This is a genomic window from Nocardia sp. NPDC001965 (assembly GCF_053594175.1).
On record NZ_JBSFDZ010000006.1, the window covers coordinates 216,862 to 231,009 of the forward strand.

The window sequence follows — 14,148 nt, forward strand, 5'->3', positions numbered from 1 at the left end:
GGTGGATGCCGGTGTTCCGGTGGAAGCCGGTGTCGTCGTCAGGGCGAGGCTGGACGGTGTGCCCGAACCGGTGTCCGGGGTCTGCGTGATCGCCGCGGGATTCGTTCCCGCGGCCGGGATCTCGGCGCCGGGTGCCGCGGCGGCGATCGGGGTACCGACCGCGGCGGAGTAGGTCGGTTGCCCGCTCGTGTAGGTGAGATCCGAATCGGCCGAGAGCCGCCCGCCCGGCGAGAAGAATGTGCCCGTCTGCACCGCGTCCAGCGCGGTGAGCAACTGCTCGTAGGCGCCGGACACCGTGGTGTGCGCTTCGGTGCACAACGTGGTGAAGGCGGTGACCTTTGCGTCGACCTCGGTGACGAACACCTGGTCCAGCCAATCGCGGCACACGGTTTCCGGATCCGGGTCGCCGGTGTAGTTCGCCGGTAGTTCGGTGCGCAGCTGCTCGGTCACCGGATCACCGGCGGTATCGCCCTGTCCGCGGGCGATATCGATGAACCGGTCGATCTGCGCTGCCGTTTTGCCACCGGCCGTATCCGGATCGAAACCGGTCCGGGCGGCGTCGGCCTTCTGCCGCAGAGCTGTATCGATCTGTTCGACCGCTGTGGTGGCGGCGGTCCGGACGGCGCCCAGGGAATCCAGGCCGGCGCTTATCTTGCTGCCCGCGTCGGCCAGCAGCTGCTGGGCGTTGTCGGCCGCGGGCGAACCACTCCACAGGCCCGGTACTTCGCCGAACCGCAATGTCTGGGTGCCCGCCTCGTCCTCGACCCGTCCGGTCAGCTCCTCGGTCAGCACGGTGGTGAAATCGCGTAGTCTCGCCAGGTCCAGCCCGCGCTGCTGATCGTAGGCAGCGGCCAGCCCGGCATAGTCGCCACCCGCCGGTGCGGCCCCGGTCCATTCGCGGTAGCGGGGGAGGAAGACCTCGAAGTACCGCAGCGCGTCGGTGCCGGTGTCCAGGATCGCGTCGGCGCCGGTATCGTCGCCGGTCCTCATTCGAACGCCCCCGCGACCGCGCCGAGGTTGGTGGCCGTGGCCTGGTCCACGCCGGTGCAGCTGCTCGCGCTCGCCCACAACGCGGTCCCGCAGTCGTGTACGCAGTTGGCCCAGGAGAAGAGATAGCGGGTTATATCGCCGAGCCCCTGGCCCAGGCGTTCGCCTGCTGCTCGGTAATCGCGGCCGGCGTCGGCGGTTTCGAATCCGCGCAGGCAATCTGCGGTGCGCAGTGCGGCGGCATTGACCTCGTCGGCCGATCCCCGCAGTTCCCCCGCGATACCCTGCACCGCTCCGATATCCATCAACATGTCGATCACTCCCCGTGTTTCGGCGGCAATCCGCTCACCGCCGGTATCCGCCGGACGACGGACCACAGGACTCGGCCGGCCCGGCGCGAATCCTGCTCTGCTACAGGGTTCGACGGCGGCGGCGGGATACGGGTTCCCGCGGTACCGGAAGTTTTCCCGCCGTTCACAATCGGTATCGGCCGGTGCGGTGTGCCGACTCACCGGCCCCGGTGCGCCGGTGAGTCCGGAGCGATCCGGGGTCGCGAGCCTAGGCTGGTTCGTGTGACCGACCAGGATGTACGACGGGACACTCTCGCGCGGCATCTGCGCGCGCGGATCGGTATCGACGCGGTGGACATCTCCCGCCGTCGCCGGGTGGAGTACTCGTCGGATGCTTCGAACTACCGGGTCCTGCCCGAGGCTGTTGTCTTCCCCCGTGCCGACGAGGATGTGGCCGCCGTACTGGAGGTCGCCCGGGCCGAGGGGGCGGCCCTCACTCCGCGGGGCGCCGGTACCTCCGTCGCGGGGAATGCGGTCGGTCCCGGCATCGTCGTCGATTTCAGCAGGTACATGAACGGAATCAGCGAGATCGACCCGCACCGCCGGACCGCCCGGGTACAGCCGGGTGTGGTGCTGTCGGAGCTGCAACGCCGCGCGGGCGCCTACGGGTTGCGTTTCGGCCCCGACCCGTCCACCCAGAACCGCTGCACGCTCGGCGGGATGATCGGCAACAATGCCTGCGGGCCGCATGCCATTGCCTGGGGCCGCACATCCGACCGGGTCCGGGAACTGCGGATCCTCGACGGTACCGGCGCCCCCCGCCGGCTGGCGGACGCGTTGGACGCGGTCCCGGGGCTACCGGAGTTCACCACGAGCTCGCTCGCCGTACTCCGCACCGACCTGGGCCGGTTCGACCGGCAGGCGTCGGGTTACGGCCTGGAACATCTGCTGCCGGAACGAGGCGGATCGGTAGCGGCGTCGTTCGTCGGTTCCGAGGGCACCTGCGGAGTGCTGCTCGAGGCCGAAGTGGAATTGGTGGAGATTCCGCCCGCGACGCTGCTGGTCGTGCTCGGCTACCCGGACCTGGCGACCGCCGCCGACGATATCGCCGCGGTGGTCTCGGTCGCGCCGGTCGCGGTGGAAGGTATCGACGCCGGTCTGGTCGAGACAGTGCGGGCGCACGGCCGCCGGGTCCCCGAGCTACCGCGCGGGGCAGGCTGGCTGTTCGTGGAACTGGCCGGGGCGGACGCCGCCGCGACCCGTGCCGCCGCGCGGACTCTGTGTGCGGCGGCCGGAGCCCTGGACACGCGGATCATCGACGAGCCGCGCGCCGCGGCCGCGCTGTGGCGGATCCGGGCCGACGGGGCGGGTCTGGCCGGCCGGACCCGCGACGGTGAACCGGCCTGGCCGGGCTGGGAGGACGCGGCGGTACCACCCGCGCGACTCGGCGCCTATCTCCGCGATTTCGAGGATCTGACGCGCGAGCACAAGGTCGACGGGCTGCTCTACGGGCATATCGGCGACGGATGTATACATGTGCGGCTGGATCTGCCCATCGCCACCGCACCGGAACGGTTCCGGGCATTTCTGACCGATGCGGCCCACCTGGTGGTGGGCCACGGTGGTTCGCTCAGTGGTGAGCACGGTGACGGCAGGGCGCGCTCGGAACTGCTGGACATCATGTACTCGGCCGAGGTTCGCGCGGTCTTCGCCGGTTACAAGGCATTGTTCGATCCGGAGAACGTTCTCAACCCGGGGGTCCTGGTGGCGCCGCGCCCGCTGGACGCCGATCTGCGACTCACCGGTCTGCCGCTGCTGCCCCGGGCCGGCGGTTTCGCGTTCGGTGGCGACGGGGATATGTCGACCGCGGTACACCGCTGCGTCGGGGTGGGTAAATGTCGGGCCGATACCCGGGCCACGGGTGGTTTCATGTGTCCGTCGTATCTGGCCACGGCCGACGAGAAGGACACCACCCGGGGCCGAGCGCGGGTGCTGCAGGAGGTGGTGCGGGGCGAGTTGGATTGGTCCGCGCCCGCGGTCGCCGAATCGCTGGATCTGTGTCTTTCCTGTCGCGCCTGCGGAACGGATTGCCCGGCGGGGGTCGATATGGCGACCTACAAATCGGAGACCCTCTACCGGCGCTACCGCGGGCGTCCGCGTCCGCGTGACCACTACACGCTGGGAATGTTGCCGCGCTGGCTGGCAGGCGCCACCCGGATGCCGCGGTTGATCAACGCCTTGGCCGGCGCCGGGCCGTTGCGCCGGCTGGGTATGCGGGCGGCCGGGGTCGATCCGCGCCGCACGGTGCCGGAGCTCGCGCCGCGTTCCTTCCGGCGTATCTGGCGGAAGGAATCGGAGAATCAGCAGGTAGCGGCAGCGACCGCGCCGGCGGTGATGCTCTGGGTGGATACCTTCACCAATGCCTTCGATCCAGAGATAGCGCTGGCGGCCGTACGGCTGCTCAATTCCCTCGGGTACCGCGTGGTCGTGCCGCGCCGGCCGGTGTGCTGCGGGCTGACCTGGATCAGCACCGGCCAGCTGGACGGCGCCCGTGCCCGGTTGCGCGCCACGCTCGGCGCGCTCGAGGACCACGTCCGGGCCGGTGGACAGGTGGTCGGCTTGGAACCGTCCTGTACCGCCGCACTACGGGCCGATCTGCCGGAACTGTTGCCCGAGGATCCCCGTTCTGCGCCGGTGGCGGCCGCGGTTCGCACACTCGCCGAGTTCCTCACCGCGCAACCGGACTGGCGGCCGCCGAGTCGCGCGGGCCGGTCGATGGTTGTGCAGCCGCACTGCCACCATTATTCGGTGCTGGGATTCGAGGCGGATCGCCGGATATTTGCCCAGATGGGGGTCGATGTGACCGAGATCGCAGGGTGCTGCGGCCTGGCCGGTAATTTCGGAATGCAGAAAGGGCATTACGAAATATCGACGGCCGTCGCCGCCAACGGGATATTGCCGGCTCTCGACCGGGCGGGGCCGGACGCGGTCGTCGTCGCCGACGGATTCTCCTGCCGTACCCAGGCCGCTCAGCTGGCCGCGCGCCGAGGTCGGCATCTAGCCCAGATTCTCCTGGAGGACAGTTGATTTCATATGTCGAACGGCCGGTATCCGGCGGCTACGGCCGCCCGTGACGAGCCGGCGGTGCTCCGGGGGAGATCAACTTCCGAAAGGCAGGGTTCCGGGCGGAATCTCGTAGCCGGAGCTGCCGGCGAAAACCGACCCCCACAGACTGAGTAGCCAATTGAGCCCTTCGGTGATCATGGAAACCTCCAGTCGCGGCAAGAGCCGTAGATTTGCTCAACTGCGTTTTTCATCGTAGTGCGACGGGGCACCGTTACCCGGGCAGCGCACAATGACATTGTGCCTGTCCGAACAACGGGAACCGGAGACGACGCGTGGGCGACGCGGACCGTGTCCGCCGACGTCCCGGTCCACCTCGCCCATACGCTCGCGCCGTTGCGTCGCGGACCGGGCGATCCTTGCCATCAGATCACCCCGGACGGAGCCCACTGGCGCACCTCCCGGATGCCGGCCGGGCCGGTCACCTACCGGCTGGTCCAGGACGATCCGGTCACCGTCACCGCGGATGCCTGGGGTGCGGGGGCCGCGGAGTTCCTCGACGGGCTCGATCGCATGCTGTGCCTGGACGAGAAGGTCGACGATTTCGTCGCCGTCCATCCCACGGTGGCGGCCGCGCACCAGCGACACCCCGGGCTGCGAATGCTGCGTACCGGCCGGGTGCTCGAAGCGCTGGTCCCGGCGATCCTGGAGCAGAAGGTGACCACCGTTTCCGCGCACGCGGCATGGCGCCGCCTGCTGCACGGGTTCGGTAGCCCGCCGCCCGGGCCCGCGCCGGAGGGGATGCGGGTGCCGCCCGACGCGGCGACCTGGAGCCGGATCCCCTCGTGGAGCTATCACCGGGCCAATGTCGGACCGCAGCGCTGGCAGACCGTCGTCCGGGCCGCCCGGGTCGCCGACTCGCTGGAGCGGACCGCGACGCTGGATCCGGGCGAGGCCGCCCGCCGGCTCCGGACGATCCCCGGTATAGGGGAGTGGACGGCCGCGGAGACGGCGCAGCGTGCCCTCGGTGACGCCGATGCGCTGTCGGTAGGTGACTTCCATCTGGCGTCGATCATCGGCTGGACCCTGCTCGGGCGGGATATCGACGACGCCGAGATGGTGGAGTACCTCGAACCGGTACGTCCACATCGGTACCGCACCGTCCGGCTGCTGGAGATCAGCGGGCAGGCCCGCAAGCCGCGGTTCGGTCCTCGCGCGTCGATCACCGATCACCGGTGGCACTGAGCCGGGACGGATCGTCGGTCGGCACCGAGCCGGGACGGATCGTCGGTCGGCACCGAGCCGGGACGGATCGTCGGTCGGCACCGAGCGGAACGAATCACCGGTTGACACCGAGCCGGGAACGCAATTCACGATCGGGGAGAACCTGGTTCTATCAGGTGCGTAAAGCCGGTGATCGGCCGGTTCGGCGCCGGAATCCGGTCGCTACTGGAGGGCGCGGTTGTCCAGAACGCAGCGCCCGGAGTCCACGAGAGTGGCTCGGGCCCGCCGGCGGACCCGGCACTCGTCCACGGTGCAGTCCAGGTGTAACTGCATCGCCGAATGAGCTTGTTCGGGGGTCATCACGCCGGGATCGGCACCGCAGGCGAGCAGGGTGGGGATCGGGGCGTCCAGATTCAACCGCATCACACGACCTCCTTCTGAACCCGCGGTCGACTCCTGTTGTCCGCGGTGGTTTTCCGGGTGTGCACATACGACCAACAGCTCACCATAGGCCGAGAACGGTCCATATGGTGTGAGATTCGGCGACTTCGAGGGTACCGAGTTGCGAAATTTCTTGTAGACGGGTGTAAACCCGGCCTTGTCGTGGCTGCGCGTAGCATCGCGCTACATGCTTGTGGCGCGCTGCGCCGGGACCCTGGACACGAAATACGGCGATCTTCGCGGCAGTGAAGGAGAACCTGGATGAGCATCGACAACGGTACGAATGTGGACCTTTCGGGCGCCCGCTGGGTGAGCGGTGCTACCGGTGCGGATGCCGACGCGTCGGGGACCCACAATGTGGAGATCGCGATGCTCGCCGACGGTCATATCGGGATGCGCGACGGCAAGGACCCCGACGGGCCGGTCCTCGTATTCACCCCTGGGGAGTGGGCGGCGTTCACCGCCGGTGTCCGCGACGGTGAATTCGACCGTCCCTGATCCTTTCTTTCGGGTGCAGCTGCCTAGAGCACGGCGTTTGGGCGCTTCAGGTAACGGGTAGACAACGATATGTGGACCCAGGGATCAAGAATTCGTCTCCCCGGCTCCGCAAGTTCGGGCCCGGCGACGGCGTCGAATGGTTGATCGTCGGCCTGCTCTTTGCGGCATCCGCGGCAGGTGTGTTCGTACTCACCGGCTCGGTGCTCTCGGCGTTGTTCGTCGGAGTGCTGGTAGGGCTGGTCGCGACCGGCGTGGTGGCGATGTTGTGACGCCGGTCGGCGTGCGACCGGTCAGCGCCTGAAGAGTTTGTTGCCGAGCCAGACGATCGGATCGTATTTCCGGTCGGCGACGCGCTCCTTCATCGGTATCAACGCATTATCGGTGATCTTGATATGTTCCGGGCACACTTCGGTACAGCATTTGGTGATGTTGCAGTAGCCGAGTCCGTGCTCCTCTTGGGCGGCATCCCGCCGATCGGCCACGTCCAGTGGATGCATCTCCAACTCCGCGATACGCATCAGATACCGCGGGCCGGCGAAGGCCTCCTTGTTCTCGTCGTGATCGCGCACCACATGGCAGGTGTTCTGGCACAGGAAACATTCGATGCATTTGCGGAACTCCTGTGAGCGCTCCACGTCCACCTGCTGCATGCGATACTCACCGGGCGCCAGATCCGGTGGCGGGGTGAACGACGGTATCTCCCTGGCCTTTTGATAGTTGTAGGACACATCGGTCACCAGGTCGCGGATGACCGGAAATGTCCGCAGTGGCGTCACAGTGACGACATCTTCCGGGGTGAACGTCGACATGCGAGTCATGCAGAGCAGCCGTGGTTTACCGTTCACCTCGGCCGAGCACGAACCGCATTTGCCCGCTTTGCAGTTCCACCGGACAGCAAGGTCGGACGCCTGGGTCGCCTGCAGGCGGTGGATGATGTCGAGCACCACTTCGCCCTCGTTCACCGCGACCGTGAAGTCCTGTAGTTCGCCGCCTTCGGTATCGCCGCGCCATACCCGGAACTGGGCGTCGTAACTCATCCGCTCACGCCTCCTTGCTGTCCGAATCGCGGTCAACGGGTGTCGACCCTGCCGCGGTGCCGCTCGTCGCGGTCGGATGACCTGCGAGTTCGGCTGGGGTGTAGTACTTTTCCAGCTCGCCGAAGTCGAAGAGGGCGAGTAGTTCAGCGCGCATCGGCGCCTGATCCTGCACGGTGACGGAGATATCGGGGATATTCGCGACCCCCGCACCATCGGTGGCGCAGACCAGGAGCTTGTTGCGCCACTGCGGGTCCATGCCCGGATGATCGTCGCGGGTGTGCCCGCCGCGGCTCTCCGTGCGCAGCAGCGCCGCCTGTGCCACACATTGGCTGACCAGCAGCATGTTCCGCATATCCAGGGCCAGATGCCAGCCCGGATTGAACTGCCGGTGCCCTTCGATGGTGACATGTTCGAACCGGGCACGTAGCGCCTCGAGCCGGGTGATCGCCTCGCCCACCTCATGCTCTTTGCGGATGATGCCCACGAGATCGTTCATGGTCTGCTGCAGATCGGTGTGCAGGGTGTACGGATTCTCGCCCGATCCGCCCTCCGGCGGGTCGAACGGGGCGAGAGCCGATCGGGCCGCCGTCGCGATATCGGTTTCGGCGACGCCCGGCCGCTCGGTGAGCTTCTCGACGTATTCCGCCGCGCCGAGTCCGGCTCGCCGCCCGAATACCAGCAGGTCGGACAGGGAGTTACCGCCGAGCCGGTTGGACCCGTGCATACCGCCCGAGCATTCGCCCGCGGCGAAGAGACCGGGTACGTGCGCCGCACCGGTATCGGGGTCGACCTCGATACCGCCCATCACATAGTGACAGGTGGGGCCGACCTCCATCGGCTCCTTCGTGATGTCCACATCGGCCAGTTCCTTGAACTGGTGATGCATGGACGGGAGGCGGCGGATGATCTCCTCCGGGGACAGGCGTGAGGCGATATCCAGATAGACACCGCCGTGTTCGGTACCCCGGCCCGCTTTGACCTCTTCGTTGATGGCCCGAGCCACTTCGTCACGCGGCAGCAGGTCGGGTGTGCGCCGCGCCGAATCGTTGTCGCGCAGCCACTGATCGGCCTCTTCTTCGCTTTCGGCGTACTGTCCTTTGAAGACGGCCGGGATATAGTCGAACATGAACCGCTTGTCATCGGTGTTCTTCAGCACTCCGCCGTCACCCCGGACGCCCTCGGTGACGAGGATTCCCTTCACACTCGGCGGCCACACCATTCCGGTGGGATGGAACTGCAAGAACTCCATATTGATCAGCCGTGCGCCGGCCCGCAGGGCGAGCGCGTGACCGTCACCGGTGTACTCCCAGGAGTTCGAGGTCACCTTGTAGGACTTGCCGATTCCGCCGGTGGCCAGCACGACCGCCGGCGTCTCGAACAGGATGAAGCGACCCGATTCCCGCCAGTAGCCGAAGGCACCGCTGATCCGGTCTCCGTCCTTGAGTAGATCGGTCACGGTGCATTCGGCGAAGACCTTGATACGCGATTCGTAGTCGCCGGTCTGCGCGTAATCCTCCTGCTGCAGCGACACGATCTTCTGCTGCATGGTGCGGATCAGTTCGAGTCCGGTGCGGTCGCCCACGTGGGCGAGCCGGGGATAGGTGTGGCCACCGAAGTTGCGCTGACTGATCCGGCCGTCGGTGGTCCGGTCGAACAGCGCGCCGTAGGTTTCCAGCTCCCATACCCGGTCCGGCGCCTCCCGGGCGTGCAGTTCGGCCATTCGCCAGTTGTTGAGGAACTTCCCGCCGCGCATGGTGTCGCGGAAATGGGTTTCCCAGGTGTCCTTTTCGTTGGCGTTGCCCATCGCCGCCGCGCAGCCGCCCTCGGCCATCACGGTATGGGCCTTGCCGAACAACGATTTGCACACCACCGCTACCGACAGTCCGTGTTCCCGGGCTTCGATCACCGCGCGCAGTCCGGCGCCGCCGGCCCCGATCACCACGACGTCGTAGGTGTGCCGCTCCACTTCGGGCATAGCCGTGCAAACTCCTCAGTCGATGATGCGAAGATCGGAAATCGTGCCGCTGGCAACCAACATCACGTAGAAGTCGGTGAGCACGAGGGTGCCCAGCGTCGTCCAGGCGAGCTGCATATGCCTGGTGTTGAGCTTGGAGACCTGGGTCCAGAACCAGTACCGCACCGGATGTGCGGAGAAGTGTTTGAGCCGCCCGCCCGCGATATGCCGGCAGGAGTGGCAGGACAGGGTGTAGGCCCACAGCAGGATCACGTTGGCGGTGATGATCAGGCTGCCCAGCCCCAGGCCGAAGCCGCCGGTCTCGCCGTGGAACGAGATCACGGCGTCATAGGTGTTGATCAACGAGATGAGCACCGCGATATAGAAGAAGTAGCGATGCGCGTTCTGGATGATCAGCGGAAGCCGGGTCTCCCCGGTGTATTTCGCATGGGGTTCGGCGACCGCGCAGGCCGGCGGCGAGAACCACACCGACCGGTAGTAGGCCTTGCGGTAGTAGTAGCAGGTGAGCCGGAACCCGAGCAGGAACGGCAGCACCAGGAAACCGAGCGGCAGGAACATCGGCAGATCGCCGAAGGGCGTACCGAAATGACTCGCACCCTCCACGCACGATGTGCTCAGGCAGGGCGAGTAGAACGGCGTCAGATAGTGGTAGTCGGGCACCCAATAGGCCGTGCGCACAAACGATCTGACGGTCGCGTAGATGACGAACGCGGCCAGGCCGATCACCGTGATCAGCGGCGGTAGCCACCACCGATCCGTGCGTAGGGTCCGGGCGGTGATCCGGGCCCTCGTCCTGCTGAATACGCCTGTACCCGCTTCGGGAGCGGTCGTGGTCGTTGCGGCACTCACTGGTCGATGCCTCGCTGATCGGCGGTGCGGGTGGTCATGTGTACCTCCGCGATCGAATGTGATGCTGAGCACCATACGCCCGGCCCGCTATCGGACGAACAGGGTCTGCGCAATCTGGATGCACTCGAGGTAGGGTGATTTGCGCCACATTTACTGCCGATCTTGGTTCGGTGAACCCACCGCAAACGCGAACGACCGGCCGCCTGTCCGGCGACCGGTCGTCTACTGATCATCGGGTTCGGGCCCGATGTCCGGGGTTCAGTTATCCGGCGGTGAATCCCGCTGTGCCGGGTGGATCCCGGCGGCTGCTATTGGGTGCGCGGTCTCGAATGGAAGCCGAGGCCTTCGTCCTGTGCGCCCATCCAGGCCGATTCGTCGGATTTGCTGTCCGGTACGTAGATGGGCTCCTGGCCGCGGGGTGACGCCACCTGCGGCGGTGGGCTCTGTTCGATCTCGTCGGCATCGATACAGAGCCGTTCCAGGTCGTTCTCCAGCCGGCGCACGGTGCCGGCGTCTCCGTAGTGGGTGCGGAGCACCCCGATGGAGCGCCGGAGCTGGTTTACGGCGTATCGGAGCTCCGCGATGTCGCTGCGTGTCATGGATACCTCCTGAGTTGCTGACCGGTCGCGATACGAGCGCCGGCCGGGCTGCGCCGGCCGTCCGGCGATCTTGTGACCGACCACACAAGGTGATCTACAACACAGTACGGCAAAATCCGGATTCCGGCTCGTCCGAAGATCAAGATCGGGTTTCGGTTGGGAGGCGATGCGTGCAGTTCGGGCGATGGGTGTGCGTGCGGTCTCGCGGTGTATATCGATCTCTAGCGTCGGTGCCAGACATTCGTATACAAGACTCGATCCGGCTCTCGACCCCTCTATTCTGCTGTCTAGCTATCCGCCTAGATGAAGGAATATCGGGGTAGTGGGCCCACGCCGATCGCGCTGCCCACACGACGCCGGTGTCGACGCGCACACCGGGGCCGGCGGATCCGCGCGACCGGGTCGTCCGGCCGGTGCGGACGTAGTGCTCGGGCGGGTGGATCGGTGGTGGTGCCGGTCAGGTGGCCACATTGCGCAGGTAGCGCCCGAAATGCGGGACGGTGAATCCGATGGTTCCGCGTTCCGCCGAATAGATGAGGCCTTTCTTGATCAGCCCGTCGCGGGCAGGTGACAGCGATGCGGGTTTACGGCTCAGCTCGGCGGCCACCGCGGCAGTGGCGACCGGGCCGTCGTCGCCGGACAGGTCCGCCATGGCCCGCATGTACTCACGCTCGGCGGGGGTGGCTCGCTCGTACCGCGATCCGAAGAAGCCGACCGCCAGTTCCTCTTCGGCGGTCGGCGCCGCGACTTCCACATCTTCCGCGGTGATCGGACTGCCCGGCGCCTGGTCCCAGGTCGCCTTGCCGTAGGCCTGGACGAAATACGGATAGCCGTCGGCTTTGCGGTAGAGCGCGGTGAGGGCTTCGTCGGAGAACTTCACGTCTTCGCGCTCGGCGGGTGCGATCAGGGCCCGGTCGGCCGAGCTCCGGTCCAGCCGATCGATGCGGTGATAGCTGAACAGTCGTTCGGAGTAGCTCTTGGACGCGGAAAGCACCGCCGGTAGATGCGGGAGCCCGGCCCCCACAACGATCAGCGGCGCGGTGTCCTGACTGAGTTCGTGGCAGGCGCCGCAGATGGCCGAGATATCGGCCGGGCCCAGATCCTGCATCTCGTCGATGAACACGGCGATACCCGCGCCGACGTCCTGGGCCAGGGCCGCGGCCTCCATCAGCAGTTCCACCAGATCGATTTCGATATCGCCGGAATCGGCGCGACCGGTCACGGCAGGTACGTCGATACCCGGTTGCCACCGTTCCCGCATGCCCTTGTCCGCGGTCGCCCGGAGTGCGAATGCCTTGAGAATGCCCAGGAAATCATCGACACGTTCCTGGTTGTGGTGGGTTTTGGCGATGGCCCGCGCGGCCATGTGCAAGGCCGACGACAGCGGCCGGCGCAGGTCCTGGTCCGGGCGTGCCTCTATCTTGCCGGTGCCCCAGCCCCGGGAGACGGCGGCCGAACGCAACTGATTGAGCAGCACCGTTTTCCCGACGCCGCGCAGACCGGTGAGCATCACGCTGCGCTCCGGGCGGCCCCGTGCGATCCGTTCGAGAACGATATCGAACGCGTCGAGCTGTTTGCCGCGCCCGGCGAGCTCGGGTGGGCGCTGTCCGGCGCCGGGCGCATACGGGTTCCGCACGGGGTCCATACCCTCACACCGTAGCGGGCCGATCGGAAAATCTGTCCGTATCTATGCCGTCTTCTAGAGAGGGCTAGCGGTGGCTACGGACTCCTGCGGCCGCGGCCTCGGGGGTGGCCGTGCACGGACCCGACACGCCCGGACGAGACCCTCGTGTTACTTTGCGCCGAGCCGAAAAACGCTGTCGCCGCAGTGCTTTACAGTTCTACGCCCTGCTGGCGCGAAAAGGACACCCGTTCGGCTGGACAACACCGGGTGGGCATCGTAACCTTCTTGTGACTTAGTGGAGTCGAGTCGTTTCGTAAGAGAGGCGGCGCCACTTGGTCGCCGCCGCAGCCGGCCGCCGCGAATCGAGTAGGACGCGCGATCGGAGCGACGGAGAGCACGAAGGATCGGAGACGTAGCTCGGTGGGTAAGCACAGCTTGCAGCGAGAATCCAAGCTGCCTAATTCTGTCAAGGGCGCACTGGTCATGGGCACGCTGGCCGCGACTACGGGCACGATGCCCGCGATCGCCTCGGCCGCGACGACCACGATCGATGTTCCCGGTATCGGCAAATTCGATGTCGATGTGCCGGACCAGTTCGCGGCCCAGGCGGATCAGCTCAACCAGCAGCTGAACCAGGTCGTCGAGCAGGCGCCGCATGTCATGCCGGCCGCTCCGGCGCTGCCGAACTTCGCGCCCCCCGCCCCGGTCCAGCAGCAGACCCTGGGTGATGTCGCCCTCGACGCCGCCAAGACCAAAGTCGGCGCCATGTACTCCTGGGGCGCGGCCGGTCCGGCCAACTTCGACTGCTCGGGTCTCGTCCAGTGGGCCTACAAGCAGGCCGGTATCAAATTGCCGCGCACCAGCTTCGAACAGTCCCATGTCGGTGCGCCCATCGCGTTCGAGAGCCTGAAGCCCGGCGATATCGTCATCACCAACGGTGGTGGCCATGTGGGCATGTACGCCGGCGACGGTCTGCTGCTGAACGCGGTGCAGTCCGGCGAGCCGGTCACCTACACCCACCTTTCCGCCGACGATGTGGTTACCGCGCGTCGTATCGTGTAGCGGGTGAGCAGAGCCCCGACTGAGCAGACCAACGGCGATAGCCAGGCCCGGGTCGACTCCTGGGTTTGGGCTGTCCGATTGTTCAAGACTCGGTCGGCTGCTGCCGCCGCCTGTCGAGGCGGCCATGTGCGTGTGAACGGTGCGACAGCCAAACCCGCGCAGCCCGTGCGGCCGGGCGACGAGATCCGGATCCGGAACAACGGTATCGAGCGGATCGTCGTTGTGGAGCGAGTGATCACCAAACGGGTCGGTGCTCCGATCGCCGCCCAATGCATGATCGACCGTAGCCCGCCGCCACCGCCCCGCGAAGTTCTCGCGTCCCTTCCACAGCGTGACCGTGGCAGCGGACGGCCCACGAAGCGAGAGCGCCGTGAAACCGATCGGCTGCTCGGCCGGACCGAGGACTGACACCCGAATCCGGAAGGATTCGTCGATATCTCGCCCCACCCACCGGGGAGATACGACGCATACCGTTCCGGCGGACCCACCGTGCTCGGGT

General features: G+C 66.8%; 13 protein-coding genes and 1 pseudogene. 6 read left to right on the top strand and 8 right to left on the bottom strand.

Going from position 1 to position 14,148, the window contains the following annotated elements; all coding sequences use genetic code 11:
- Positions 1–990, bottom strand: a pseudogene (locus tag ACWCPQ_RS12630) (hypothetical protein); the annotation flags it as partial.
- A complete protein-coding gene (locus ACWCPQ_RS12635; protein WP_449897741.1) occupies positions 987–1,307 on the bottom strand; it encodes a hypothetical protein in 321 nt (106 codons plus the stop codon). The gene ACWCPQ_RS12635 and the pseudogene ACWCPQ_RS12630, both read right to left, overlap by 4 nt.
- A 252-nt stretch (positions 1,308–1,559) precedes the next feature.
- Here ACWCPQ_RS12635 and ACWCPQ_RS12640 point away from each other — a divergent pair, with 252 nt between their 5' ends.
- Positions 1,560–4,364, top strand: a complete 2,805-nt coding sequence (locus ACWCPQ_RS12640) for an FAD-binding and (Fe-S)-binding domain-containing protein (protein WP_449897742.1) — start codon at positions 1,560–1,562, stop codon at positions 4,362–4,364.
- Between the two features lie 276 nt (positions 4,365–4,640).
- Entirely contained in the window at positions 4,641–5,585 is a 945-nt protein-coding gene (locus ACWCPQ_RS12645; RefSeq protein WP_449897745.1) for a DNA-3-methyladenine glycosylase family protein, read from the top strand.
- A gap of 201 nt (positions 5,586–5,786) precedes the next feature.
- Here ACWCPQ_RS12645 and ACWCPQ_RS12650 read toward each other — a convergent pair whose 3' ends face one another.
- A complete protein-coding gene (locus ACWCPQ_RS12650) occupies positions 5,787–5,987 on the bottom strand; it encodes a hypothetical protein (protein WP_449897747.1) in 201 nt (66 codons plus the stop codon).
- Between the two features lie 279 nt (positions 5,988–6,266).
- Here ACWCPQ_RS12650 and ACWCPQ_RS12655 point away from each other — a divergent pair, with 279 nt between their 5' ends.
- Complete coding sequence (locus ACWCPQ_RS12655) at positions 6,267–6,503, top strand: DUF397 domain-containing protein (RefSeq protein WP_449897750.1); 237 nt, start codon at positions 6,267–6,269, stop codon at positions 6,501–6,503.
- A 71-nt stretch (positions 6,504–6,574) separates the two neighbouring features.
- On the top strand, positions 6,575–6,772 hold the full coding sequence (locus ACWCPQ_RS12660) for a hypothetical protein (RefSeq protein ID WP_449897753.1): 198 nt from the start codon (positions 6,575–6,577) through the stop codon (positions 6,770–6,772).
- Positions 6,773–6,793: 21 nt separating this feature from the next.
- Here ACWCPQ_RS12660 and ACWCPQ_RS12665 read toward each other — a convergent pair whose 3' ends face one another.
- The 5 genes from ACWCPQ_RS12665 to ACWCPQ_RS12685 all read right to left on the bottom strand — a co-directional run bounded on the left by ACWCPQ_RS12665 (position 6,794) and on the right by ACWCPQ_RS12685 (position 12,608).
- A complete protein-coding gene (locus ACWCPQ_RS12665) occupies positions 6,794–7,540 on the bottom strand; it encodes a succinate dehydrogenase/fumarate reductase iron-sulfur subunit (RefSeq protein ID WP_449897755.1) in 747 nt (248 codons plus the stop codon).
- Positions 7,541–7,544: 4 nt separating this feature from the next.
- Positions 7,545–9,515 carry a fumarate reductase/succinate dehydrogenase flavoprotein subunit gene (locus ACWCPQ_RS12670; protein ID WP_449897758.1) on the bottom strand — a complete coding sequence of 657 codons (1,971 nt, stop codon included), beginning with the start codon at positions 9,513–9,515 and terminating at the stop codon, positions 7,545–7,547.
- Positions 9,516–9,530: 15 nt separating this feature from the next.
- The gene (locus tag ACWCPQ_RS12675) at positions 9,531–10,364 is read right to left on the bottom strand and encodes a hypothetical protein (RefSeq protein ID WP_449897760.1); all 834 of its coding nucleotides are present in this window, start codon (positions 10,362–10,364) and stop codon (positions 9,531–9,533) included.
- 308 nt (positions 10,365–10,672) lie between these two features.
- The gene (locus ACWCPQ_RS12680; RefSeq protein ID WP_449897763.1) at positions 10,673–10,963 is read right to left on the bottom strand and encodes a hypothetical protein; all 291 of its coding nucleotides are present in this window, start codon (positions 10,961–10,963) and stop codon (positions 10,673–10,675) included.
- Positions 10,964–11,420: 457 nt separating this feature from the next.
- Positions 11,421–12,608 carry an AAA family ATPase gene (locus ACWCPQ_RS12685; RefSeq protein ID WP_449897766.1) on the bottom strand — a complete coding sequence of 396 codons (1,188 nt, stop codon included), beginning with the start codon at positions 12,606–12,608 and terminating at the stop codon, positions 11,421–11,423.
- Positions 12,609–13,070: 462 nt separating this feature from the next.
- On the opposite strand from ACWCPQ_RS12685, the gene ACWCPQ_RS12690 reads away from it, so the two are divergent.
- Both ACWCPQ_RS12690 and ACWCPQ_RS12695 read left to right on the top strand, forming a co-directional pair.
- Positions 13,071–13,649: a C40 family peptidase gene (locus tag ACWCPQ_RS12690; RefSeq protein ID WP_449897768.1), complete on the top strand. Its 579-nt coding sequence runs from the start codon at positions 13,071–13,073 to the stop codon at positions 13,647–13,649.
- A gap of 3 nt (positions 13,650–13,652) precedes the next feature.
- A complete protein-coding gene (locus ACWCPQ_RS12695) occupies positions 13,653–14,057 on the top strand; it encodes an RNA-binding S4 domain-containing protein (RefSeq protein WP_449897770.1) in 405 nt (134 codons plus the stop codon).
- The last annotated feature ends 91 nt before the right edge of the window (positions 14,058–14,148 follow it).

Excerpts from the sequence above, each read along its gene's own strand:
- ACWCPQ_RS12650 (WP_449897747.1), bottom strand. The coding sequence starts at position 5,987 with ATGCGGTTGAATCTGGACGCCCCGATCCCCACCCTGCTCGCCTGCGGT.
- ACWCPQ_RS12655 (WP_449897750.1), top strand. The coding sequence starts at position 6,267 with ATGAGCATCGACAACGGTACGAATGTGGACCTTTCGGGCGCCCGCTGG.
- ACWCPQ_RS12665 (WP_449897755.1), bottom strand. The coding sequence starts at position 7,540 with ATGAGTTACGACGCCCAGTTCCGGGTATGGCGCGGCGATACCGAAGGC.
- ACWCPQ_RS12670 (WP_449897758.1), bottom strand. The coding sequence starts at position 9,515 with ATGCCCGAAGTGGAGCGGCACACCTACGACGTCGTGGTGATCGGGGCC.
- ACWCPQ_RS12680 (WP_449897763.1), bottom strand. The coding sequence starts at position 10,963 with ATGACACGCAGCGACATCGCGGAGCTCCGATACGCCGTAAACCAGCTC.
- ACWCPQ_RS12685 (WP_449897766.1), bottom strand. The coding sequence starts at position 12,608 with ATGGACCCCGTGCGGAACCCGTATGCGCCCGGCGCCGGACAGCGCCCA.
- ACWCPQ_RS12690 (WP_449897768.1), top strand. The coding sequence starts at position 13,071 with ATGGGCACGCTGGCCGCGACTACGGGCACGATGCCCGCGATCGCCTCG.